The 22,797-nt window shown below is 62.6% G+C and carries 23 protein-coding genes; 17 read left to right on the top strand and 6 right to left on the bottom strand.

All coding sequences use genetic code 11. The annotated features are described in order from the left end of the window. Positions 1-18: 18 nt before the first annotated feature. The 14 genes from cpaB (at position 19) to ACZ51H_RS06305 (ending at position 12,739) form a co-directional block, all read left to right on the top strand. On the top strand, positions 19-903 hold the full coding sequence (gene cpaB / locus ACZ51H_RS06370) for a Flp pilus assembly protein CpaB (protein ID WP_464802798.1): 885 nt from the start codon (positions 19-21) through the stop codon (positions 901-903). Beyond that, positions 890-2,404: a type II and III secretion system protein family protein gene (locus tag ACZ51H_RS06365; protein WP_464802797.1), complete on the top strand. Its 1,515-nt coding sequence runs from the start codon at positions 890-892 to the stop codon at positions 2,402-2,404. Before cpaB ends, ACZ51H_RS06365 begins: the two co-directional genes overlap by 14 nt. Before the next feature lie 14 nt (positions 2,405-2,418). Then, positions 2,419-2,706, top strand: a complete 288-nt coding sequence (locus tag ACZ51H_RS06360) for a hypothetical protein (protein ID WP_464802796.1) — start codon at positions 2,419-2,421, stop codon at positions 2,704-2,706. 19 nt (positions 2,707-2,725) lie between these two features. Further along, positions 2,726-4,348 (top strand): pilus assembly protein TadG-related protein, encoded by a 1,623-nt coding sequence (locus tag ACZ51H_RS06355; RefSeq protein ID WP_464772517.1) that lies wholly within the window; start codon positions 2,726-2,728, stop codon positions 4,346-4,348. After that, positions 4,348-4,860: a TadE/TadG family type IV pilus assembly protein gene (locus ACZ51H_RS06350; protein WP_464772516.1), complete on the top strand. Its 513-nt coding sequence runs from the start codon at positions 4,348-4,350 to the stop codon at positions 4,858-4,860. The genes ACZ51H_RS06355 and ACZ51H_RS06350 overlap by 1 nt, the downstream gene beginning before the upstream one ends. 65 nt (positions 4,861-4,925) lie before the next feature. Then, a complete protein-coding gene (locus ACZ51H_RS06345) occupies positions 4,926-5,498 on the top strand; it encodes a TadE/TadG family type IV pilus assembly protein (RefSeq protein WP_464775213.1) in 573 nt (190 codons plus the stop codon). A 20-nt stretch (positions 5,499-5,518) separates the two neighbouring features. Continuing rightward, complete coding sequence (locus ACZ51H_RS06340) at positions 5,519-6,730, top strand: AAA family ATPase (RefSeq protein WP_464802795.1); 1,212 nt, start codon at positions 5,519-5,521, stop codon at positions 6,728-6,730. Beyond that, positions 6,730-8,091, top strand: coding sequence for a CpaF family protein (locus ACZ51H_RS06335; RefSeq protein ID WP_460988090.1), 1,362 nt, complete (start codon positions 6,730-6,732; stop codon positions 8,089-8,091). The genes ACZ51H_RS06340 and ACZ51H_RS06335 overlap by 1 nt, the downstream gene beginning before the upstream one ends. Next, positions 8,088-9,092, top strand: a complete 1,005-nt coding sequence (locus ACZ51H_RS06330) for a type II secretion system F family protein (RefSeq protein WP_449473261.1) — start codon at positions 8,088-8,090, stop codon at positions 9,090-9,092. Before ACZ51H_RS06335 ends, ACZ51H_RS06330 begins: the two co-directional genes overlap by 4 nt. Before the next feature lie 4 nt (positions 9,093-9,096). Then, entirely contained in the window at positions 9,097-10,068 is a 972-nt protein-coding gene (locus tag ACZ51H_RS06325; RefSeq protein WP_464772511.1) for a type II secretion system F family protein, read from the top strand. A gap of 24 nt (positions 10,069-10,092) precedes the next feature. Next, complete coding sequence (locus ACZ51H_RS06320; protein WP_464772510.1) at positions 10,093-10,926, top strand: tetratricopeptide repeat protein; 834 nt, start codon at positions 10,093-10,095, stop codon at positions 10,924-10,926. Next, complete coding sequence (locus tag ACZ51H_RS06315; protein WP_464772509.1) at positions 10,923-11,750, top strand: tetratricopeptide repeat protein; 828 nt, start codon at positions 10,923-10,925, stop codon at positions 11,748-11,750. The genes ACZ51H_RS06320 and ACZ51H_RS06315 overlap by 4 nt, the downstream gene beginning before the upstream one ends. After that, positions 11,747-12,271 carry an A24 family peptidase gene (locus ACZ51H_RS06310; protein WP_464772508.1) on the top strand — a complete coding sequence of 175 codons (525 nt, stop codon included), beginning with the start codon at positions 11,747-11,749 and terminating at the stop codon, positions 12,269-12,271. The genes ACZ51H_RS06315 and ACZ51H_RS06310 overlap by 4 nt, the downstream gene beginning before the upstream one ends. A gap of 252 nt (positions 12,272-12,523) precedes the next feature. Continuing rightward, positions 12,524-12,739 (top strand): hypothetical protein, encoded by a 216-nt coding sequence (locus ACZ51H_RS06305; protein ID WP_460986051.1) that lies wholly within the window; start codon positions 12,524-12,526, stop codon positions 12,737-12,739. 570 nt (positions 12,740-13,309) lie between these two features. Here ACZ51H_RS06305 and purQ read toward each other — a convergent pair. Together purQ and purS are read right to left on the bottom strand one after the other, a co-directional pair. Beyond that, positions 13,310-13,984 (bottom strand): phosphoribosylformylglycinamidine synthase subunit PurQ, encoded by a 675-nt coding sequence (gene purQ, locus ACZ51H_RS06300; RefSeq protein WP_464802794.1) that lies wholly within the window; start codon positions 13,982-13,984, stop codon positions 13,310-13,312. Positions 13,985-13,987: 3 nt separating this feature from the next. Beyond that, positions 13,988-14,221, bottom strand: coding sequence for a phosphoribosylformylglycinamidine synthase subunit PurS (gene purS, locus ACZ51H_RS06295; protein WP_022683267.1), 234 nt, complete (start codon positions 14,219-14,221; stop codon positions 13,988-13,990). A 126-nt stretch (positions 14,222-14,347) separates the two neighbouring features. On the opposite strand from purS, the gene ACZ51H_RS06290 reads away from it, so the two are divergent. Next, entirely contained in the window at positions 14,348-14,497 is a 150-nt protein-coding gene (locus ACZ51H_RS06290; protein ID WP_176502204.1) for a hypothetical protein, read from the top strand. Positions 14,498-14,550: 53 nt separating this feature from the next. Next, complete coding sequence (locus ACZ51H_RS06285; protein WP_464802793.1) at positions 14,551-15,303, top strand: sulfite exporter TauE/SafE family protein; 753 nt, start codon at positions 14,551-14,553, stop codon at positions 15,301-15,303. A 79-nt stretch (positions 15,304-15,382) separates the two neighbouring features. Here the strand turns inward: ACZ51H_RS06285 and purC are convergent, their stop codons facing one another. The 4 genes from purC to otsB all read right to left on the bottom strand — a co-directional run bounded on the left by purC (position 15,383) and on the right by otsB (position 20,358). Then, positions 15,383-16,165: a phosphoribosylaminoimidazolesuccinocarboxamide synthase gene (gene purC, locus ACZ51H_RS06280; protein WP_449473245.1), complete on the bottom strand. Its 783-nt coding sequence runs from the start codon at positions 16,163-16,165 to the stop codon at positions 15,383-15,385. Between the two features lie 148 nt (positions 16,166-16,313). Continuing rightward, complete coding sequence (gene otsA, locus ACZ51H_RS06275) at positions 16,314-17,720, bottom strand: alpha,alpha-trehalose-phosphate synthase (UDP-forming) (protein ID WP_464802792.1); 1,407 nt, start codon at positions 17,718-17,720, stop codon at positions 16,314-16,316. Next, a complete protein-coding gene (locus tag ACZ51H_RS06270; protein ID WP_464772505.1) occupies positions 17,717-19,441 on the bottom strand; it encodes a glycoside hydrolase family 15 protein in 1,725 nt (574 codons plus the stop codon). The genes otsA and ACZ51H_RS06270 overlap by 4 nt, the downstream gene beginning before the upstream one ends. Before the next feature lie 152 nt (positions 19,442-19,593). Then, positions 19,594-20,358: a trehalose-phosphatase gene (otsB, locus tag ACZ51H_RS06265; protein ID WP_464802791.1), complete on the bottom strand. Its 765-nt coding sequence runs from the start codon at positions 20,356-20,358 to the stop codon at positions 19,594-19,596. Positions 20,359-20,473: 115 nt separating this feature from the next. Here otsB and parC point away from each other — a divergent pair, with 115 nt between their 5' ends. After that, positions 20,474-22,762: a DNA topoisomerase IV subunit A gene (gene parC / locus ACZ51H_RS06260; protein WP_464802790.1), complete on the top strand. Its 2,289-nt coding sequence runs from the start codon at positions 20,474-20,476 to the stop codon at positions 22,760-22,762. Positions 22,763-22,797: the final 35 nt, after the last annotated feature.

The raw sequence follows: 22,797 nt of genomic DNA, 5'->3' as shown, positions 1-22,797 counted from the left end.
ATCCTTGGCTTCGCGATCTTGCTGGGCCTGGCGGCGGTGTTCATCGCCAACAGCTATTTGAGCAAGGCCGAGCAGGCGCAGGCCACTCCGCAAGGGGGCATGGTCAAGGTCGTCGTTGCGTCGATGCCTTTGGCCTTTGGCACGGCGGTCACTCCGGAAAAGATCAGGGTGGTCGATTGGCCCGCGGCTTCCGTGCCGCCGGGCGCTTTTCGCGATCCCGTACAGCTGACCTCCCTTGGCAAGCAGCGGGTTGTGCTGCGCCAGATCGAGCCGGGTGAGCCGATCCTGACATCCAAGCTGTCCGCAGAAGGAGGCCGTGCCACCATGTCCGGTGTGCTGCGGCCCGAAATGCGTGCAGTCGCGGTTCGCGTGAGCGACGTGGCGGCGGCTGGCGGCTTCGTGCTGCCGGGCGATACGGTCGATGTCTTCGTCACGCGCACGGCGCAGGACGGCGCGGGCGGTAGCCAGCAGATCACCGATGTGTTGCTCCAGAACACCCGTATCATCGCCATCGACCAGAATGCCAATGACAGCTCCAAGGACCCGGCGGTCGGCAAGACCGCGACGCTGGAGGTCAATCAGGTCGATGCGCAGAAGCTGGTCCTGGGCCAGCAGGTCGGCCAGTTGACGCTGGTGCTGCGCAATGTGACGGACCAGCCGAACCCGGCCGTGCAGACCGTGGGGATCGAGGATCTGCGTGACGGCGCCTATGTCGGGGGCTTCTCCGGCCCGCGCGCGCGGATCGCGGAGGCTGGCTTCGCGCCCGCCCCGATGCCCAGGATGCGTGCGCCCCGGCGCAGCGTTCCGAAAAATGTTTCCGCCCTGCCCGCGACCGCATCGGTCGAAATCGTGCGCGGCACGACCGGCACCAGCTATGAGGTGAAGCGCTATGGTTCGCGGTAAGTCCATGAGGGCGCTGGCGCTGGGGGCAGCGCTGGCCGCAGGGGCGGCGTCGCCCGCCCCGGCCCAGATCGCTTCGCTGACCGCCAGCAATGTGGATCATGCAGGGCAGCTGGACGTGCCGCTCAACAAGAGCCAGGTGCTGACGGTTGATCGCGCTTTTTCCAAGGCGCTGGTGGGCAATCAGGACGTTGCGGACATATTGCCGCTGACCAACCGGTCGCTCTATGTGCTGGGCAAGAAGGTGGGGACGACGAGCCTGACACTCTATGACAGCCGCAACATGCTGATCGCCGTGGTCGACGTGGCGGTGGGGCCGGATGTCGTGACGCTGAAGCGCCAGCTGGCGGAGCTGATCCCCGGCGAGCAGATCGGCGCGCGCATCTCCAACGATGCGGTGGTGTTGACGGGCACGGTGTCGAGCGCTTCGGCGGTGGATCGGGCGGTGCAGATCGCCAGGACTTATGCGGGCGGTGACGAGAAGGTCGTCAACATGCTGTCGGTGGGTGCTTCGCAGCAGGTGATGCTGGAGGTGCGCTTTTCGGAGGTGAACCGGCAGGCGGCCAAGCAGATTGGGCTGAACCATAGCTTCACCGGCAATCGGACGGCGGGCAGCATCGGCAATCTGGCGGGGGATTCGATCATCCCGACCAATAATGACGGTGTTCCCACCATCAAGCTGGACGGTTTGTCCGATGCGTTCGGTGTCGGGACGTGGGCCTATAAGATCGGCAGCCTGAACCTGTTTTCCGCGCTGGATGCGCTGGAGCGGAAGGGGCTGGTCAAGACGCTGGCGGAACCGACGCTGGTGGCGCTTTCCGGCGAGACGGCATCCTTCCTGGCGGGTGGTGAGTTTCCGATCCCGGTCGTGCAGAATGGCGGCGGCGGGGGCGGCAATGGCAATAATGGCATTACCGTCGAGTTCAAGCCTTTCGGTGTCAGCCTGGGCTTTACGCCTACGGTGTTGAGCGACGGGATCATCAACCTGGTGGTCGAGCCGGAAGTGAGCTCGATCGATCCTTCGGCTTCGGTGTCGATCAACGGGCTGGTGGTGCCTGGCTTGCTGACGCGGCGGGCCAAGACGGTGGTCGAACTGCGCGATGGGCAGTCGTTCGCCATTGCCGGGCTGTTGCGCAACGATTTTCAGGATACGGTGCGGCAGTTGCCGATATTGGGTTCGATCCCGATCATTGGATCGCTGTTCCGCTCGACGGGCTTTCAGAAGCAGCAGACCGAGCTGGTCATGATCGTGACGCCGCGGCTGGTAAAGCCGATGCGGGCGGAGGATGTGAGCCTGCCGACCGACCGGGTGGGCAATCCCAACGAGCTGGACCTGTTCCTGATGGGGCGGACGGACAAGGCGGTGGGGATCAATCCGCTTAACCCTGACGCGATGCCTCCGGAAAAGCGCCAGGCCGCGCCCGCTCCTGCTGCTCCGGCGGCGGCTGCTCCGGCACCGGCTCAGGCCCCGGCGGGGGCGAGCCAGAGCGGATATGAACTATGAGCGGGAGTGAGACCATGCGCAGACTGTCCCTGGCCGCCATGCTGGTCGTTCCGGCGCTGGCTGGATGCACGGCGAACGACCCGACCTTTGGCGGGGCGGTGCGGAATAACTATGCGTTGCAGGTGATCAATTCGGAGCCGCGCTATGAAGGCACGCTCGTCGAAGGGGGCGAGGGCAAGCGCAGCGCGGCGGCGGTGGAACGCTATCGCACCGACAAGGTGAAGAAGCCCGCGACGATCAGCACGACCTCCGGCACTGGCGGCGGGTCCGGCGGCGGCGGTGGCGGCTCGGGCGGCCGGTAAGCGGGGAGGGGTTCGATCCATGTCTGCCCGTCGGAACAGCCTGCTAAGGTCAACCAGCGGTGCGGTGGCGCCGACTGTGGCCCTGTCGCTTTTCGGTTTGATTGCGGCGGGTGGCATCGCGTTTGATTATGCGCGAATGGCGAGTCTGGATTCGGAGCTGCAAACGGCGGCTGATCAGGCTGCGCTGGCGGCGGCGACGCAGTTGGATGGTAAGGGGAACGCTTGTAGTCGCGCAGCTAGCGCGGCCAGCGGGCTGATCCGCAATGACACTCGCTTCGCAAACGACAGCGCCGGGTTGGCGGTCACCATTGCGAATGAAGGCACTTGCGACCGCACCGGCTTCATCAAATTCTACACGAACAAGGATCGTAGCGACACAGGCACGCTGACCGACGCAAACGCAAACTTCGTCGAAGTCACCGTCAACTCGCGTACGGCTTTCTTTGCGTTGACGCCCATAGTTTCGGTGTTTTCATCGGGAGCGCTTTCGGCCACGGCCTATGCCGGGGTCGGTCAGGCAATCTGCAAGGTGCCGCCGGTGATGATCTGCAACCCTCAAGAAACGGGCGGGAACACATCATTTGATGTGTCGCAGTTTATTGGCAAGGGATTGAAGCTGGTTTCTGTCGGCAATGGCGGCGGAGCATGGGTGCCGGGCAACTTTGGTTATCTCGACACCGGGGGCGGCAGCAATGGAGCGCCGGGGCTGCGCGAGGCGTTGGGGTGGACGTCGCCGCCTGGGGATTGCGTTGAGGCGACCGGCGTCGATACAAAGCCAGGGGCGACGGTAAGCGTAACTGATGCCGTCAACACCCGTTTCGACATCTATGACAGTAATGTAGCCTGCCCCACGGGAGGGAGTTGTCCCGCCTCCATCAATTCAATCAAGGACGTCGTTCGTCCTGCAAATGCCAACGGCAACAATGCCTGCGGCTTTCACAATCAGGGATGGCAGGAGGTTGGCGCAGCCGGGCAATATCTGCCTTCTTCGGCTACGACGGCTCTGCCTACAACCACGACGCCACTGGCCATGGGACATCCGCGTGACATGTGTCATGCGGCCCTCTCTTCCGCGACCGGCTATTGTTCCGGTCCGATAGGCGATGGCAACTGGGACCGGGACGCTTATTTCAGGACCAATTATAATTGGTCATCGACTGATTGGCGCACCAATACCGGCCTATCGACATCGGTGGCGGTCACAGCAGCTAATTATGCAAGCCGTTATAATGTCTATACTTGGGAAATAGCTCATCGTGGTCAGTCGATCGGCGGGGCAACCATTCTGGGGCCGCGCACGGCGTCGGGTAATGGAGCGAGCGCTTTGACTGCCTATGGCGCGCCGGTATGCAGTTCGGCACAAGGTTATGGAACAGGCTCAGTTCCAGGAGGAACAGTAGTCGATCGACGGCGCATATCGGTAGCAGTCGTCAATTGCACGGCCAATAATGTCCGGGGTAATTCGACCGGCGTTCCCGTCGAAGAATGGATGGATGCCTTCCTTGTCGAACCCTCCTACAACAGGGCGCGGACCAGCGCGGGTGACGTTTACGTAGAGCCGATTGCTGAAACCTCGGCTGGAGCCAACGGCCAGACGCAGGCGCAGGTTATCCAGCGCTCTGTGCCTTATCTGATCGAGTAATGGAGATGATGCGCGTTCTTCTCGCCCGTCTGATGACTTGCACCCGCGCTGCCGCTGCTGCCGAGATGGCGCTGGTGACGCCGATGCTTATTATCCTGATGTTCGGATCCTTTGAGCTCGGCAATTATTTCCTCAGCGAGCATGTGGTCGCCAAGGCGGTGCGGGATGGGGCGCGTTATGCCGCTCGGCGCCCGTTTACCTATTTTGCGTGTCCCAACACGGTAGACGCTGAGGTTCAGACCAAGACCAAAAATCTTACCAGAACGGGCCAAATTTCAGGCGGAACAGCAAGGTTGGTGGATTGGACCAATCCCAACACAGTAACGGTGACATTGAGTTGCACCACTATCAGTGGTGGAAACTATTCAGGCATATACAAGGGCATGGCAGATCTACCCAAGGTAAAGGTGTCGGCAACTGTGCCCTACAGATCATTGTTCAACAATCTCGGCTTCACCAGTTCGACATTGAATCTGGTATCGGAATCCGAGGCTACGGTGCAGGGATTGTGATGCGACATGTAGTTCGCTTGATCCGTGACAAAAAGGGCGCCTCGGCCGCTGAGTTTGCCTTGATATTGCCGCTGCTGCTGATCTTCCTGTTGGGCATCATTGACGTCGGGCGCCTGATGTGGACATGGAACGAGGCCGAGAAGGCCACTCAGATGGGCGCGCGCTACGCCGTCGCAACGGACATGATCCCAAATGGCCTTGCCTCGTATAGTTTCGTTGTCAGTGGAGGGCTTTCACAGGGTGATGCCATTCCAGAATCGTCCTTTGGCGGAGCGAGTTGTGTCATTACGGGAGGCGCCGTGAGTTGTTCCTGCAAAACAGGCGCAACTTGTCCCGGAACACTCGTCAGCAATAGCGCGACGGCACTCACTGCTTTCAACAACATCGTTGATCGTATGCGGCGCTTCATGCCGCAGATCACGTCCAGCGCCGTCCAGATCGACTATGACTATTCGGGGCTCGGCTATGCAGGCGATCCAAATGGATCGGACGTTTCGCCCCTCGTGAGGGTAAGCATCAGACCCAACACATTGACCTTTCGTCCAATCCTTCTGTCTCTTTTCAACGGCACCATTTCCCTACCCAGCTTCAGCGCCGCCCTCACCATGGAAGATGGCCAGGGCACGGTATCAAATTGAGGAACAAGATCTTGGGCATCGTGACGAACACAGCGGAAGCGGCCGAGAGCTGGACACTCAATGTGGGGGATGAGGGGATTCATCTGATCCTTTCGGAGCAGGAGGTGGCGGCTTCCGATATTCTTGGGGATCAGTTGAGTGGGCAGTCCTTGACCTTGTCCATGTTGCCTGCCGGGGCGCCGTTGCCGCAGTCGTTGGTGGCGGAGGCGAAGGCCGTCATATTGGAGGTGCAGCCGGACGATGACGCGTCGACGCGGCGGCTGGCGGCTTTGCGGGCGGCTCATCCGGCGCTGCTGGTCGTTGCCGCCGTGCGCAATGCGGAGATTCCATTGGTGCGGGCCTTGCTGCGCAGTGGGATCAACGATGTGGTGGCGCTGCCTTTGCAGGCGAGCGAGCTGTCATCGATCATCGACCAGCTGCGGGGAGAGATTGCGGCCAAGGGCGGGCGTGACGTCAAGACGGGCGCGCTGGTGTCGATCATCAAGAGCGTCGGCGGCGTGGGCGCGACGACGATCGCTACACAGGCGGCCAGCCTGCATGCGCGCAACGCCAAACAGACGGGCGAGCGGGTTTGCCTGTTCGATTTCGATGTGCAGTTCGGCAATGCGGGGACGTTCCTGAGCATCTCCTCTCCGCTGACGCTGGCGGACCTGTTGCAGGGCGGTAGCCGGGTGGACCGGGAGCTGCTGGGCTCTGTCACGGTCGAGACGCCGACCGGGCTGCATGTCGTGACGGCGCCGACGGACATCATGCCGCTGGAGGCGGTGAATGCCGATCAGGTGTTCCGCGTGATCGAACTGGCGCAGCGCAATTATGATACCATCTATCTGGACCTGCCGGGCAACTGGACGAACTGGTCCATGTCGCTGGTGGCACGGTCGGAGGTGATCTTCCTGGTGTGCGAGCTGACCATCGCCAGCCTGCGACAGGCGCGGCGGCAGATCGCCTTGCTGCGGGATCAGGATATCGATCCGTCGCGCATCCATGTGATCGCCAATCGGGTCGAGAAGAAGCTGTTCCGCGCGATCGGGCTGGAGGATGCGGCGGCGGCGTTGGATCATCCGGTGAACCTTAGCATCGCGAACGACTTTCCGCTGGTCAGCTCTGCGCTGGATCAGGGGGTGTTGATCCAGGAATTGAAGGCGCGCAGCCGTATTTGCAAGGACATGGCGGACATAGTCGATTGCACCATGCAGGCGGTCGAAGCGCGGCGTCAGGCGGAGAAAGGGTGATGTGGCAGATCCGGAAAGGCGACAGCCGCTTTGGCGATTCCCGCGATGACGTGGGGCCGACCGATACCGAGCTGGTCCATTGGGAAGAGGACCGGCATACCGAGCTGAAGGTCGCGCTACACCAGAAGCTGATCGACCTTATCAACCTGTCGGCGCTGGAGAATATGTCGCGCGCGCAGGTCGAGGCGGAAGTGGGCGAGATCGTCCATGAGCAGCTGGCGTTGCAGAAGCATGCGCTGAACCTGGAAGAGCGCAAGCGGCTGGTGTCCGATATCCTGGATGAGCTGTTGGGACTGGGGCCGTTGGAGCCGCTGCTGAAGGATAATAGCGTCACCGATATTTTGGTGAATGGGCACAAGATCGTCTTTGTCGAGCGCGGCGGGCGGCTGGTGGAGACGGCGGCGCGCTTCAAGGATGAGAAGCATCTGCTGCGCATCATCCAGAAGATCGTGGCGGCCGTGGGGCGGCGCGTGGACGAGGCTTCGCCCTTTGTCGATGCGCGTTTGGCGGACGGGTCGCGCGTCAATGCGGTGGTGCCGCCGCTGGCGGTCGATGGATCGCTGTTGTCCATTCGTAAGTTCGCCAAGGTGCCGATCAGCATGGCGCGGCTTTCGGAACTGGGCAGCGTGCCCGCGCCGATGGCGCAGGTGCTGTCGGCGGTGGTGGCTTCGCGGCGCAATGTGCTGATTTCCGGCGGTACGGGTTCGGGCAAGACGACGCTGCTCAATGCCATGTCTGCGAGCATTGATGAGGCCGAGCGGATCGTGACGATCGAGGACTCGGCGGAGCTTCAGTTGCAGCAGCGGCATGTTGTTCGGCTGGAGACGCGGCCGCCCAATATTGAGGGGCGGGGCGAGGTCACGCAGCGCGATCTTGTGAAGAATGCGCTGCGTATGCGGCCGGATCGGATCATCGTGGGCGAAGTGCGCGCCGGGGAGGCGTTTGACATGCTTCAGGCGATGAATACGGGGCATGATGGATCGATGACCACGGTCCATGCGAATACGCCGCGCGATGCGCTGTCCCGTGTCGAGCAGATGATCGGCATGAGCGGGATCGACATTTCGCCGCGATCGGCGCGGGCGCAGATTGCTTCGGCGCTGAACGTCATCGTGCAGGTGGGGCGTTTGTCGGATGGGCGGCGGCGGTTGCTCAGCATTTCGGAGATTACGGGCATGGAGGGCGAGGTCATCACCATGCAGGAAATCTTCCGCTTCAAGATGACGGGCCGTGACGAGAATGACATGGTGCGCGGTCACTTCGAGGCGACCGGCATCCGCCCGAAATTCATGAGCGATCTGGCCGACCGGGGCATTCACCTGCCCGCCGAACTTTTCCGTCCTGATGCGGTGGTGCAATGATCAATCCGATCTACATCCGTGCCTTTGTGCTGGTGCTGCTGTTCGCGGCGGTGATCCTGACGATCGAGGGGGTTCATAGCTGGTTCCGGGCGCGGGCAGGGACTGAGCGGGTCGTCAACAAGCGGTTGAAGATGATCGCGGCGGGGTTTGAGCGCAGCACGGTCCTGTCCCGGCTGCGGCGCAATGACGATAGTTTGAACTTTAATCATGACAGCGTCTTTGGGCGGATGGCTTTGAGCGTCGTGCGGTCGCTGCATGGCGCGGGGTTGAGCGTGCCTGCGCGCGTCGTGCTGACCTTCATGGCGATTGCGACGGGGGTGCTGTTCCTGATCGTGGTGATCGGCGCGCTGGCGGCGGGCTATGGCATGACGGCGGGGATGATCGTGATGGCGGGGGCCTTCGCCGTGTCGCTGGGCGTGCTGCTGCCGATCATGGTCCTGAGCCGGTTGAGCCAGCGGCGGCGCAAGAAGATGGAAGAGCAGTTTCCGGTCGCGCTCGATACTTTCGTGCGTGGCCTGCGCGCGGGGCATCCGATCGCGGCGGCGCTGGACCTGCTGACCAAGGAGATGCGCGACCCGATCGGCAGCGAGTTCGGCATCGTCGTCGACGAGGTGACCTATGGCTCCGACCTGCGCGATGCTTTGCAGCGCATGGCCGAGCGGTGGGACATGAACGAGATGCACATGTTCGTGACGTCGCTGTCGGTGCAGGCGGAGACGGGCGGCAACCTGGCGGAGATATTGGAAAATCTGTCGCTGGTGATCCGTGAGCGGGCGAGCCTGTTCCTGAAGGTGCGGGCGCTGAGTTCCGAGGGGCGGATGACGGCGGTGATGCTGACGGCGCTGCCGATCCTGGCGTTCGTGGCGCTGTTCCTGCTCAACCCGGCCTTCTACCTGGATATCGCGCAGGACCCGATGTTCATCTTTGGCTTTTCCGGGCTGATCATCCTCTACATCATCGGCTTCGTCACGATACGCCGCATGGTTGATTTGAAAGTCTGACCTGATGCTGGACCTTGCCCTTATTTCGCAATTGCGGCCGGTGTTGCTGGTGCTGCTGTTCGTCGCGATCGTGGCCATCGTCTATGGCGTGACGGAGGCGGTCGCGCGTACGTCCAGGGTGCGGAGTCGGCTGGACGTTGTGAGCGACGTCGGTAGCGCGGTGCAGGGCGGTGGGCAGTCGCTGCGTAACGAGCGCAACAATAGCGAATGGAAAAAGCTGGTCGATCGGATCGAGAAGCTGGGCATTTCGCTGGCGGATACGAAGAATGACAGCTTGCGCAAGCGGTTGATCGCGGCGGGCTATCCTTCGCCCGAGGCGCCGAAGATCTTTACGTTCATCCGGTTGGTGCTGACGCTGGCGCTGCCTGCTGTGCTGGTGCTCATGTCGCTCAACAAGCCCGAGCCGCCGAGCCCGGTGAAGTTGTATTTCATGGCGACTGCCGTTGCGGTGCTGGGGCTGTATCTGCCGAACCTCTTCATTTCGGCGAAGGCGGCGCGGCGGCAGGAGGCGATCGTCCACGGCTTTCCCGATGCGCTGGACCTGATGCTGGTGTGCGTCGAGGCGGGGCTGGGGCTGGAAGCGGCGATGGATCGGGTGGGGCGCGAACTCGCCATCTCGCACCCGCTGGTGTCGCAGGCGCTGGGTAAAGTCGTGCTGGAACTGCGCGCAGGTATGAGCCGGGCGGATGCGCTGCGGAGGATGGCGGATGATGTGGACGTGGACGAAATTCGGTCCTTCGCGACGCTGTTGATCCAATCGGACCAGCTGGGGTCTAGCGTCGGGCAGACGTTGCGCGTCTATGCAGCGGAGATGCGGGAGAAGCGGCGGATGCGGGCGGAGGAGAAGGCGCATCGCTTGCCGGTGCTGCTGTCAGTGCCGCTGGTCGCGTGCATGCTGCCGGTGATGATCGGGGTGCTGATGCTGCCCGCCGTGGTGCGGGTGGTGAGGGAAATCCTGCCGGTGTTGAGCCGGTAGCGGAAACCAAGAGGGGGACGGGGCATGATGAGACAGGCAGTGGCGATATCGCTGATGCTGGCGTGCGCGGCATGCAGTTCGGCCAACCGGGACGTGGCTATCCGACCCGTGAACGTTGAGGCGGCGGCGACCGGGAAAGAAGCCATCGCGCGGGGGCAGCTGCTGTTTTCGCGGGGAGAATATGCGCTGGCGCTGGATGCTTACCGGCGGGCAATGCGGCAGGACCCGGCCGATGCAAACGCGCTGAACGGCGTTGCGATCAGCTATGCGGCGATGGGGCGGCATGATCTGGCGCGGGATTATTTCGAGCTGGCCCTGGCACGCGCTCCCATGGATGAGCGCATCCATCGCAACTTCGCGCGCAGCCTGAATGCGCAGGGTTTGCAGGGAGAAGCAAACGCCTTGCTGGCTGAGATCGGACAGGGCGTGCAAGCCGGTAGTGCGCGCCGCCCGACGCTGGCGCAGATCGCGATGGACGGTGGCAAGCGTCCGGCGGCACCCGTGCGGGCGGCCGGGCTGGAGCTGGAGCGGGTTTCGATGGGCGAGGTGCGGCTGCGCACAGTGTCAACGGGCGTCGCACAGGCTGCGTTGCCGGGCAGGGCCATCGCGCAACTGAATACCGCGATCGTGACTGTTGCGGACGGGACTGGCGCGGCGCCTGCCATCTCGCTTTCGCGGTCGTTGGCGGCGCCGATCACGACCCTGCCCACGCCCGTGCAAGTCACGGTGGCAGGGTGTGGCAAGTCCAAGGATGGGACCAGTGCGGGAGCGTCACGCCCCTGCGCGACGATGGCGGGCGGGGATGAGCCGGACAGCCTGTTCCAGAAGCTATGGGCGTGGAGCGGAGGCCGGGGATGAGCATCCTGCTGCTGCTGGCGGCTGCGGCCATATCCCCCGGCGCGACGGCAGCCGAGACGGTGCCCGCAGCGGTTCTGGACTATGGCCGATTGATCGATGACGCGATCGAAGGCGGGCGGATCGTACAGGCCGAATTGATGCTGAGCCAATGGCGCGACGGGGCGCAGGCGCAGGATAAGCGGGGCATCGACATCGCGGTCGCGCAAATGGCTCTGGCCAAGGGACAGGATGCGGAGGCGGAGGCGCGCTTTTCCGCGATCGGTCAGGCAGGAACGGCGGATTGCCGGATCGATGAGGGATTGGGCATCGCAAGGTTGCGGCTGGGCCGAGCGGCTCAGGCAGCAGAGGCGCTGCGTCGTGCGGTCGATCAGTGTGCATCGCGTTGGCGGGCCTGGAACGCGCTGGGCGTCGCTTATGACAAGGCAAAGTCCTGGGCCCTGAGTGCCGCCGCCTATGAGCGGGCCTTTCAGTTGACCGACAGGCCGGTGCAGGTGCTGAACAATTATGGGCTTTCGCTGATGGCACAGGGACAGGCGGACAAGGCGATCGCCATATTCGACAAGGCGCGGGACATGGCGCCCGATGACGCGCGCCTTATCGCGCATAGCGATGCCGCTCAGGTGATGGCCGGACGCGACATAGAAAGGCGCACTGCCGATGACGCCAATAGCTGGGCCAAGCGGCTGAGCGATGCGGGTCAGGTGGCGTTGCGCATGGGGGACGCGGTGAAGGCGCGGGCTTATCTGAGCCGCGCGGTCACGGAGTCCGAGAGTTTTCAGCCGGAGGCGACTGCGGCTTTAGCTGGGATGGGGGCAAGGCCATGACGAAGGACCTTGTCCTGATTGCGCTGTCGTTGGTTTTATTGGGCGCGGCGATCGAGGATATTGCGCGGTTGCGGATATCCAACATCTTTCCGCTGCTGGTGATGGGGTTGTTCGTGCCTTGGGTAGCGTTGGCCGGATGGGAAAATGACATCTGGCAGAATGGCACGCTGTTTTTGGCCGTGTTCGCGCTCGGATGCTTAATGTTCGCGATGCGATGGATGGGCGGGGGCGACATCAAGCTGCTGGCGGCGTGCGCGCTGTGGTTCGATTGGGGCGCGGCGCTGCCCTGGTTTGTTTATGTGACGGTCGGTGGGGGTGTGCTGGCGCTGCTGATCATGGCCGGGCGGCGGATGGTGCCGAAAGCGGTGCGGGACGGGTCATCGCTGGCGATCTTCGCGCCGGGCGGGCCGATCCCTTATGGGGTGGCGATTGCGCTGGGGACGGTGATGGCGCTGTATATGGCGGGGCCGAACCCGAGCGGGGTTGCGCATCTGCCTGCGTTTGTGAGGGGCCTGAAGTAGCGCAACATTGGCATTGTTGAGGGGCTGACGCGGAAGCTCGCTGCGCTCGCGCCCACCCTAACCCCCGCGGGAGGGAATGTGTTGGATGGAGCGGATCGACTGTAACGGATTATGCTGTCGAATAGCCTTTCGCAAATGATGCGACAAAGTAAAAATATTCTGTTAAGAGGCGTAATCGAGCGAAATCAGCCCGCAAGCCTTCGTATTGACAGAGAGACCATCGCGCTCCCGCTTGCCTGCTGAAGTGTGCCCATGGAAGATCTGAATAATCTACTGGAAAATGAACAAATCGAGCTTTTAAAAGAGCAGGCGGCGACGTGTATTTTCGCGCGTTCCGCTCATCGATTTCGTGCCAGGAGCTATGCCCGGCGCATTCGTGCCCATGACTATCCTTACAGATCAGGCCCGGTGAATAGTGGAAAAGCTTTTGCCCCATATCCCTTTGGTGGCGAAGGACAACATTCATGAGTCGGGTTGTCAACACGACGGCGAGCGTGGCTGAGATCGAGAAGATTTGCGCCGCGCACAGTTTTCGCATTTCAACGATAGAAACCTTGGCGTCGGGTGGTTCGAGAGTGGTTTTGCTTGACGGAAGGGACGCCGAACAAGTTCGCCTGTTGTTAAAGAATAAAATTCTTACTGGCGAGATTAAGCGCTCGGCCGCGCACGTTTCGCGCCAACCTCCTGCATCCTACAGGTCGCGGTAATGCAGCAAATCATAAACTTACAACGCCGACAACAGCTGGCAGAATGTAGTGCGGCAGGTGCAATCTGCGAGATGGACCGGCAGCAACATGATGCCCTCGCTCGTGCTTACGAGAAGATCATCGCGGTCTTGAAACGTGACCGCTTTGAAGCAGGCGGTCGCCGCGTCAGAAGGGCGTGAACTGGTCGTAAGGCGACAGTCCCAATCTCGTGATGCCAGCGTAAGTTGATGGCGTTTTGCCCAGCCTCCTGAGATCCCAGTGTGCGCTGGGATGACGGGTGTTGGGTGGTGGATCAGGGACTGGGCGTGGAGGAGGGGTAGCGCGCGCCGGGTCAGGCGCGGGCCAACAGTCCCTCTACCAGGCCTTCGAACAGGCGGCGGCCGTCGGTTTTGCCGTGGGCGGCCTCAATCACGCGTTCGGGGTGGGGCATCATGCCCAGCACATTGCCTGCTTCGTTGAGGATGCCAGCGATGTTGCGGGCGGAGCCGTTTACGGCTTCGCCATAGCGCAGGGCGACGCGGCCTTCGCCTTCGAGGCGGTCGAGGGTTGCGGCGTCGGCGAAGTAATTGCCGTCATGGTGAGCGACGGGATAAGTCACTGTCTCGCCAGCGGCATAGCGGCTGGTGAAGGCGCTCTGTGCGTTTTCGACGGTCAGCGAGACATCGCGGCAGACGAAATGGCCGCCTGCGTTGCGGAGCAGGGCGCCGGGGAGCAGGCCGCTTTCGGTCAGCACCTGAAAGCCGTTGCAGATGCCCAGCACATAGGTGCCGCGTTCGGCCGCCTTGGCCACCGCCTGCATGACGGGCGAGCGCGCGGCCATCGCGCCGGAGCGCAGATAGTCGCCATAGGAGAAGCCGCCGGGCACGCCGATCAGGTCGATGCCTTCGGGCAGCTCGGTATCGCGGTGCCAGACCATGACCGGCTTTTCACCGCTCACCGCCTCGAAAGCCACGGCGAGGTCGCGGTCGCAATTGCTGCCGGGGAAGACGATGACGGCGCTCTTCATGGCTCAGGCCACCTTTTCGATGCGGTAGTTTTCGATCACCGTGTTCGCGAGCAGCTTGCGGCACATGGCGTCGATATCTTCGTCGCTGGTGCCGTCGGCCAGGTCCAGCTCAATGAGCTTGCCCGCGCGCACGTCGTTGACGCCCGAGAAGCCCAGACCGTCGAGTGCGTGGTGGATCGCCTTGCCCTGCGGGTCGAGAACCCCGCCCTTAAGGGTGACGAAGATGCGGGCTTTCATGAGGCCAAAAACTCCGTGGATTGCTATGGCGCACCCCCTAGTCCCCTGCGCCGCGCCAAGCAAGGCATTATCCCTTTATTAGCGAGACGGCGCTATGGTTTCGGGACGGGATAGAGGGTTTTGAATATGGCTGGTCTTGCACTGGCGATGTTTGTGGGGCTTTTCGCCTTTGGGCAGCAGATCGTCGGCTATGACGATCCGCATGGCCGTGTGCAGCTGGCCCTGCTGGCTACCTTTGCCTTCGGTGTTCTGATCGGATACCGGGCTAGCGCCTGAGCTTTTGCAGAAAAGCTGTTCGTTTGAGCTGCCGCCTGTTTTAGGGCGGGGCTATGAGTGGTGACTATCTCTATTATAGCTGCGCGATCGTGGCGGTGGTCCTTTCCGGGCTGGCCAAGGGCGGTTTTGCTGGGGCCGGGGCGCTGGCCATGCCGATCATGGCGCTGGGCATCGATCCGGTGCGGGCGGCGGCGATCATGCTGCCTATCCTAATATTGCAGGATGCGGTGAGCGTCTGGTCGTTCCGGCATAGCTGGGATCGGCATATATTGAAGGTGATGATGCCGGGCATGGTTGTCGGCGTGGGGCTGGGTTACCTGTTCGCTGCGCGGGTGCCGGAGACGGCTGTGTTGGGGGCGCTCGGTTTCATTTCTACGCTGTTTGGCGCGCAGAGGCTGTGGGTTGAGCGAGGCGGGAAGGTTGTTCTGCCGTCCAGTTCGCCGAACTGGGTCGGGACATTGCTGGGCGTGGCGAGCGGATTTACCAGCCAGATCGCCCATGCGGGCGCGCCGCCATTCCAGATGTGGGTGCTGCCCAAGCGGCTGGCGCGCGACACGCTGATCGGCACCACGGCGATTGCCTTTGCCATCATGAACTGGATCAAGGTGCCTGCTTATGCGGCGCTGGGGCAGTTTACGCGGGCCAATTTGATGGCGACCGCGATGCTGGCGCCGGTGGCCATTGGGGCGACCTATGCCGGGGTGGTGCTGGCGCGCAGGGTTGATCCGGCGCGGTTCTACACGCTGATCTATGTGCTGATGGTGCTGTTGGGGGTGAAGCTGATGGTGGATGCGGTGGTGGGATGAGCGGCGCGCTATTCCCCTCCACCACTCGCTTTGCGAGCGGTCCCCCTCCCCATCTATCGATGGGGAGGATTTGAGACGGTCAGTCCTTGCTGCGCTTCTTGCGGTGGGTGTCGAGGTCTAGGACAGTCGTGTCCGCGCCTTCGGGCAGGAGGCCCAAGCGGCGGGCGACTTCCTGATAGGCTTCGACTTCACCGCCGAGGTCGCGGCGGAAGCGGTCCTTGTCCAGCTTTTCGCCGGTGTTCATGTCCCACAGGCGGCAGCCGTCCGGGCTGATTTCGTCGGCCAGGATGACGCGGCTGAAATCGCCGTCCCACAGGCGGCCAAACTCCAGCTTGAAGTCGACAAGGCGGATGCCGATGGCGGCGAACAGGCCGCACATGAAGTCGTTGATGCGGATCGCCATGTCGGCGATGTCGTGCATCTCTTCCTGCGTGGCCCAGCCGAAGCAGGCGATATGTTCTTCGGAAACGAGCGGGTCGCCCAGCGCATCGTCCTTGTAGCAATATTCGATGAGGGTGCGGGGCAGCTGTGTGCCTTCCTCGATCCCCAGCTTCTTGCTCAAGGAACCGGCGGCGACGTTGCGTACCACGACCTCGATCGGCACGATCTCGACCTGGCGGACGAGCTGTTCGCGCATGTTGAGGCGGCGGATGAAGTGGGTCGGCACGCCGATCTGACCGAGCAGGGTGAAGATATGCTCGGAGATGCGGTTGTTGAGTACGCCCTTGCCGGAAATCGTGCCCTTCTTCTGCGCGTTGAAGGCGGTGGCATCGTCCTTGAAATATTGGATGATCGTGCCGGGCTCAGGGCCTTCGTAAAGGATCTTTGCCTTGCCTTCGTAGATCTGGCGGCGACGGGCCATGCGCGTTCCTGTCTTCCCGAGAAAAGAATGTGCCCCGGCAACGCGAATCGAAGAGGATCAGCGGGTGCCGGGGCTGCTGGCTGGCCCATAGACCAAAGCAGACAGGGGTGCAATTAGCGCACTGATCTGGCGGCGAACTGTCGTGGGTTCAGTGCGCGATTTCGACGTCTGCCGCCTGCTCATCGTCGCGACGTACGGCCATCAGGCGTTCGGTGAAGCAGCGGCGCCACCAGCTGATGTCCTGTTCCTCGACGCAATCCATCATCGAACGCCAGCGGCGCTTGCGTTCATCCAGTGGCATGGCGAGGGCGCGGGTGATGGCGTCCGACATCTCCTCCGGGCTGTAAGGGTTGATGAGGAGCGCGTCCTTTAGCTGGGTCGCGGCGCCAGCAAAGCGGGAGAGGATGAGGACGCCGGGATCGTTCGGGTCCTGCGCGGCGACATATTCCTTGGCGACGAGGTTCATGCCGTCGCGCAGCGGGGTGACGAGGCCGATCCGAGCGGCACGATAGATGCCCGCCAGCTTGTCGCGCGGATAGCCCTGGTTCACGTAACGGATCGGCGTCCAGTCCACATCACTATATTCGCCGTTGATGCGCCCGGCGGTGGCGTCGAGCGTCGAACGGATGTGCTGGTAGCTTTCCACTTCCCCTCGCGAGGGTGGCGCGATCTGCGTCAGGACCACCTTGCGATGATGTTCGGGATGGTCCTTGAGGAAGCGGGCATAGCCGCTGAATCTTTCCTCCAGCCCTTTGCTGTAGTCGAGCCGGTCTACGCCGACGATCATCGCGCGGTCCTGCAATGAGCGGCGGACTTGTTCGAACATGCCCCGCGCGGGTTCGCTGACGGCGGCGTTGGAAAATTCCTGCGCGTTGATGCCTATGGGGCAGGCGATCGCCTGAATCGTGCGGTCGCCCAGCGTGACGAAGTCGCCATTTACCGTCCCGTTCATCTCCCGCTCCACATAATGGCGGAAGGATTCGAGCCATTCTTCGGTATGGAAGCCGATGACGTCATAGGCGAACAGGGTCTGCACCAGCTTGGTATGATGGGGCAGGGACACCAGCAGACGCGTGGGCGGCCATGGGATGTGGAGGAAGAATCCCATCCGGTTGTTATGCCCCTTGTCGCGCAACATCTGGCCGAGCGGAATCATGTGATAATCCTGCACCCAGATAATGTCTTCGGGCTCGATCAGCGGGCTGGTCGTGTCGGCGAAGCGGTGGTTGACGCGGTTATAGCCCCCTTCGAAATCGCGGGCATATTCGGCAAGGTCGATGCGGAAGTGGAAGAGCGGCCACAGCGTCTTGTTGGCATAGCCGTTATAATATTCGTCGACGTCCTGCTCTTCGAGGTCGATCGTTGCCGTCTTGACGCCTTCATCTTCGGAAAAGCCGATATGGCCGGTGAAATTTTCGGTGACTTCGCCAGACCAACCGACCCAGATGCCCCGGCTTTCGCGCAGCGCCTGTGCCAGCGCCACGGCAAGGCCACCCTGATTGCCGGACTTGTTGGGCCTGCTGACCCTGTTGGAAATGACTATCAGGCGGCTCATCGCATAACGCTCCACGGCTTGCTCAACAGAACGGCGCAGTTGATGATGCCGACCAATGAGTAGGTCTGGGGATAATTGCCCCACAATTCCCCTGTCGCGGGATCGATATCCTCCGACAATAGCCCGGCGGCGGTGCGGCGGGACAGCATTTCTTCAAACAGCAGCCGCGCTTCTTCCGTGCGGCCGGTGCGGTGGAGGGCCTCTATCAGCCAGAAGGTGCAGACGTTGAAGGCGGTGACGGGCTCCCCGAAATCATCCGGCGTGCTGTAGCGCAGCATGTCATTGCCCCGGCGCAGGTCCTTTTCCAGCGCCTTCAATGTACCCACAAACATCGGATTGTCGGCCGTCAGGAAGCGCAGGTCCAGAAGCTGAAGCAGTGAGGCGTCGCGGGCGTCATCCTCGAAATTGGCGGAGATGGCGTTGCTGCCGCTGCGCCAGGCCGATTGCAGGATGCGCGCCTTCATGATCTCGGCCCGTTCGCGCCAATAAACCTCCCGCTCGGGCAGGTCGAGCGCGGCGGCGGCATGGGCGAGGCGATCGCAGGCGGCCCAGCACATGACGGCGCTGTAGCTGTGCACGTGAGCGCGGGTGCGCAGTTCCCACAGGCCAGCGTCGGGCTGGTCATAGACCGACCATGCGCGTTCGCCGACCGCTTCGAGCGATTCGAAGTCGGACATGCTCGCCATGCGAAGCAGTCGCTGGTCGATGAAACCCTGAACCGAGGACAGCACGATCTGGCCATAGGCGTCATGCTGAATCTGGGAATAGGCGGCGTTGCCGACGCGAACCGGCCCCATGCCGCGATAGCCCGGAAGGTTCTGCGCCTCGCGTTCCTCCAGCGTGGCGTTGCCGCGCACGTCATAGAGCGGCTGGATATGGCCGCCCTTTGCGCCGTCGACGATGTTGCGGAGGTAGACGAGGTAGCTTTCCAATACGTCGAGCGCGCCAAGCCGGTTCAGCGCCTCCACGGTATAATAGGCGTCGCGTATCCAGCAGTAGCGATAGTCCCAGTTGCGCCCCGAGTCGGCATGTTCCGGGATGCTGGTGGTCAGCGCCGCGACGATCGCGCCGGTTTCCTCATGCTGGCAAAGCTTTAGCGTGATGGCCGAGCGAATGACCGCTTCCTGCCATTCGGCGGGAATGGCGAGGCCGCGCACCCAGACCTGCCATTCGTGGATGGTGTCGTCCAGCATTCGCTCCACTTCGGGGCGAAGCGCATCCGAAAAGCTTTCGTCCGGCCCGAGGAAGAAGTGCATGTCATGTTCGAGCCGGAACCAGCTTTCCTGGGAAATGAGGCCGATGGGCGCGTTGGTCGACATGCGCATAGCCATATAGGACAGGACGAGCCGAATATGGTTTGAGCCATAGCTGATCGGCACGCTCTCCGAATTCCAGGACGTGGTCGGGCGAAGCCGCACGCGGATGCGTGGGCTGCCTGCCACAGGCCGGACGATCCGGGCGAAAGCCACGGGACGGTACATGCGGCCCATGTGGCGATGGCGCGGGCAGAAGTCGTATAGCTCTATGGCATTGCCGTGATCGTCGGTCAGGCGGGTCACGAGGATCGGCGTATTGCGGATATAATGTTGTTCGACGCTGACGCAGTTTTCCAGTTCGATCGCCCAGAAACCGCGCGCGTCCGGTGCGTCCCAACTTTTGTCGTCGAGAAGGGCGGAAAAGACGGGGTCCCCGTCCACGCGGGGCACGCACGCCCATATCATCCGCCCTGCGCGATCGATCAGCGCGGATGCCTGGCAATTGCCGATGGGCCAGAGATCGAGAGTGCGTTCGTTTCCGGCGGAATGCGTTTTACTGGTCCTGACTATCGGTCTGCCCCCCTGGCTCATTCGAACGAGGGGGCGCCAGCCATGGCTCAGCCGGGCCTGACGACCCCCCGCGCGAGATAATGCCTGACAGCGGCAACCTGTTCCAAAGAGAATGCGGCGAGTGTCGGGCGGGGCGGGCCGACGAGAATGCCCGCGCCACCAAGATCGGCGGCAGCGGCAAAGCCTTCCTCATCCGTGACATCGTCGCCGATGAAGAGCGGGCGTCCCCCTGCCATGGGAGTGCGGGCCATCAGCGTGTGGACCGCGCTGCCCTTGTCCGCGCCGCCGGGGCGCAGTTCGAACAGCATCTTGCCCGGTTGCACGGCGAGGCCAAGTTTGGCGGCGAGGTCGCTGGCCAGTTCGCCCGCCTGCTCGCCCCATTGGGGCGCGCCACGGAAATGCAGGCCAACGCTGATCGATTTGCGTTCGACCAATATGCCGGGCTTGCCCTCCGCAAAGCTGTGGAAGGCCGCTTCGGCATCATCGACCGCCGGGCGGCGAGGGGCGGCTTCAACCTGTTCGCCGGGTTGAGCGAATTCCAGTCCGTGCGTTCCGGCAAGCAGGAAGTTGGCGAAGCCGAGATCGCGCAAGGTGACGATAGACCGGCCGCTGACGATAGCCAGACGGCCTTGCAGCACATCGCGCAATTCGCCGAGCAGGGTGAGCAGATCGCCGTCCACGACCACGCCGTCAGGTGTGGCGGCGATCGGCGCGAGGGTGCCGTCAAAATCGAGAAACAGCGCCGCGCCGGTCAGCAGCGAGGCAGGCGGCGGCGGAAGGGCGATGACAGGAGGTGGGTTGGAATCGGACACGGGCGCAAATTGGCGCGTGGCGACGAATGTGCAAGCCCCGGAGGCGAAGAAGATGAATTTTTCGGGGCTGCAATCCCCGTTTCCGTTTTGTCGTTGCGCTGCTATTCCGATCGCGATGACCGATTTTCGCGACCCGTTCGACGCTATCAAGGATCACCCGTTCGACGAAGCGCTGTCCCAGCGCTACCTCGTCTATGCGCTTTCCACGATCACGGCGCGGTCGCTGCCGGACCTGCGCGATGGATTGAAGCCGGTGCACCGGCGTCTGTTGTGGGCGATGCGGCTGCTCAAGATGGAGCCGGGCGGCGCGTCGCCGGATGTGCTGGTCGCTAATCCGGCGCGTAACACGACTTCTTATAAGAAATGCGCGCGCGTCGTGGGCGATGTGATCGGTAAATATCACCCGCATGGCGACTCTTCAGTCTATGACGCTATGGTGCGGCTGGCGCAGGATTTCTCGCTGCGCACCCCCTTGGTCGATGGGCAGGGGAATTTCGGCAATATCGACGGCGATAATGCGGCGGCCATGCGCTATACCGAGGCGCGGCTGACGCAGGCGGCGGCCGACCTGATGGCCGGGCTGGACGAGGGGACCGTCGAGTTCAGGCCCACCTATAATGGCGAGGATGAAGAGCCGGAGGTTTTCCCCGGCCTTTTCCCCAATCTGCTGGCAAATGGCGCAAGCGGGATCGCGGTCGGCATGGCGACCAGCATTCCGCCGCATAATGTGTCCGAGCTGATCGATGCGGCGAGCCTGCTGATCGAAAATCCGGATGCCGAACATGCCGACCTGATGCAGGTCGTGCGCGGGCCGGATTTCCCGACTGGCGGCGTGCTGGTGGATAACGCTTCCATTATTTCGGAAGCCTATGCGACGGGGCGGGGATCGTTCCGCACGCGGGCGCGCTGGCACAAGGAAGATGGCGGGCGCGGGACTTGGGTGGCGGTGGTGACGCAAATCCCTTTCCAGGTGCAGAAGTCCAAGTTGATCGAGCATATCGCCGCGCTGATCAACGACAAGAAGCTGCCGATATTGGCGGATGTGCGGGATGAGAGCGACGCGGAGATTCGCATTGTCCTTGAACCGCGGGCGCGGACGGTGGATTCCGATGTGCTGATGGACAGCCTGTTCCGGCTGACTGACCTGGAGAACCGCTTTCCGCTGAACCTCAACGTGCTGGATGCGAGCCGGACGCCGCGCGTTCTGGGGCTGAAGCCGGTGTTGATCGAGTGGCTGAAGCACCAGATCGACGTGCTGGTGCGACGGGCGCAGCATCGGCTCGACAAGATCGCCGCGCGGGTCGAACTGCTCGACGGCTATATCATTGCCTATCTGAACCTCGACCGGGTGATCGAGATCATCCGGACGGAGGATGAGCCAAAGGCGGTGATGATGGAGGAGTTTGGGCTGAACGACCGGCAGGCCGAAGCCATCCTCAACATGCGGCTGCGTTCCTTGCGCAAGCTGGAGGAGATGGAACTGCGGCGCGAGCATGCGGGGCTGCTCAAGGAACGGGATGAGCTTACCAAGCTGGTCGAGAGCCCGACGCGCCAGCGCAACCGCCTGAAGAAGGATCTGGCGGAACTGCGCAAGCGCTATTCGCCAGAGAGCGATATCGGCAGGCGGCGGACTTTGGTGGAGGAAGCGGCGCCCGCCCGAGAAATTCCGCTGGAGGCGATGATCGAGCGCGAGCCGATCACCGTTATCCTGTCGGAGCGCGGCTGGATACGGGCGATGAGCGGCCATCGCGACCTTTCTTCGGCGGACACCTTGAAGTTCAAGGAAGGCGACGGGCCGAAAATCGCCTTTCATGCGCAAACGACCGACAAGCTGCTGCTGGCGACGGCGAGCGGGCGCATATTCACGTTGGGGGCGGACAAGTTGCCGGGCGGGCGCGGCTTTGGCGATCCGGTGCGGTCGCTGGTCGATATGGATGATCAGGGCGACATCGTGGCGCTGTTCCCAGCGAAGACAGGAAGCGAGCTGTTGCTGGCTGCATCGGACGGCAGGGGCTTTGTCGCGGCGGTCGCGGATGTCATTGCCGAGACGCGTAAGGGCAAGCAGGTGGTGAATGTGCGCTCGGGCGCTCGCTTGACGGTGGTCCACATCATTGGGACAGAGGCGGACAGCGTCGCCGTGGTCGGTGAGAATCGCAAGCTGCTGGTGTTTCCGCTGGTCGAAATGCCGCGCATGTCGCGCGGGCAGGGCGTGCAGATGCAGCGTTATCGCGATGGCGGCCTGTCGGATGCCGTCACTTTCCGGATGAGCGAGGGCCTCAGCTGGGCGATGGGCGGAGGAAGCGGGCGCACCCGAACCGAGGCCGACATGACGCCGTGGCGCGTTGCGCGCGGGGCGGCCGGGCGGATGCCGCCGGTTGGCTTCCCGCGAGACAACCGATTTTGATGAATGCGTAACGAGCCGCATATCTTCTTGAAATT

It is taken from the genome of Sphingobium sp. TomMM15 (assembly GCF_055397045.1).
Note: the sequence above shows the minus strand (reverse complement) of the source record. Positions and strands in the feature narration are given on the sequence as shown.

Bases quoted from the DNA above. Each gene is read 5' to 3' on its own strand.
- ACZ51H_RS06365 (WP_464802797.1), top strand. From the start codon at position 890: ATGGTTCGCGGTAAGTCCATGAGGGCGCTGGCGCTGGGGGCAGCGCTG.
- ACZ51H_RS06360 (WP_464802796.1), top strand. From the start codon at position 2,419: ATGCGCAGACTGTCCCTGGCCGCCATGCTGGTCGTTCCGGCGCTGGCT.
- ACZ51H_RS06355 (WP_464772517.1), top strand. From the start codon at position 2,726: ATGTCTGCCCGTCGGAACAGCCTGCTAAGGTCAACCAGCGGTGCGGTG.
- ACZ51H_RS06350 (WP_464772516.1), top strand. From the start codon at position 4,348: ATGGAGATGATGCGCGTTCTTCTCGCCCGTCTGATGACTTGCACCCGC.
- ACZ51H_RS06335 (WP_460988090.1), top strand. From the start codon at position 6,730: ATGTGGCAGATCCGGAAAGGCGACAGCCGCTTTGGCGATTCCCGCGAT.
- ACZ51H_RS06330 (WP_449473261.1), top strand. From the start codon at position 8,088: ATGATCAATCCGATCTACATCCGTGCCTTTGTGCTGGTGCTGCTGTTC.
- ACZ51H_RS06325 (WP_464772511.1), top strand. From the start codon at position 9,097: ATGCTGGACCTTGCCCTTATTTCGCAATTGCGGCCGGTGTTGCTGGTG.
- ACZ51H_RS06320 (WP_464772510.1), top strand. From the start codon at position 10,093: ATGATGAGACAGGCAGTGGCGATATCGCTGATGCTGGCGTGCGCGGCA.
- ACZ51H_RS06315 (WP_464772509.1), top strand. From the start codon at position 10,923: ATGAGCATCCTGCTGCTGCTGGCGGCTGCGGCCATATCCCCCGGCGCG.
- ACZ51H_RS06310 (WP_464772508.1), top strand. From the start codon at position 11,747: ATGACGAAGGACCTTGTCCTGATTGCGCTGTCGTTGGTTTTATTGGGC.
- ACZ51H_RS06305 (WP_460986051.1), top strand. From the start codon at position 12,524: ATGGAAGATCTGAATAATCTACTGGAAAATGAACAAATCGAGCTTTTA.
- purQ (WP_464802794.1), bottom strand. From the start codon at position 13,984: ATGAAGAGCGCCGTCATCGTCTTCCCCGGCAGCAATTGCGACCGCGAC.
- purS (WP_022683267.1), bottom strand. From the start codon at position 14,221: ATGAAAGCCCGCATCTTCGTCACCCTTAAGGGCGGGGTTCTCGACCCG.
- ACZ51H_RS06290 (WP_176502204.1), top strand. From the start codon at position 14,348: ATGGCTGGTCTTGCACTGGCGATGTTTGTGGGGCTTTTCGCCTTTGGG.
- ACZ51H_RS06285 (WP_464802793.1), top strand. From the start codon at position 14,551: ATGAGTGGTGACTATCTCTATTATAGCTGCGCGATCGTGGCGGTGGTC.
- purC (WP_449473245.1), bottom strand. From the start codon at position 16,165: ATGGCCCGTCGCCGCCAGATCTACGAAGGCAAGGCAAAGATCCTTTAC.
- otsA (WP_464802792.1), bottom strand. From the start codon at position 17,720: ATGAGCCGCCTGATAGTCATTTCCAACAGGGTCAGCAGGCCCAACAAG.
- ACZ51H_RS06270 (WP_464772505.1), bottom strand. From the start codon at position 19,441: ATGATATGGGCGTGCGTGCCCCGCGTGGACGGGGACCCCGTCTTTTCC.
- parC (WP_464802790.1), top strand. From the start codon at position 20,474: ATGACCGATTTTCGCGACCCGTTCGACGCTATCAAGGATCACCCGTTC.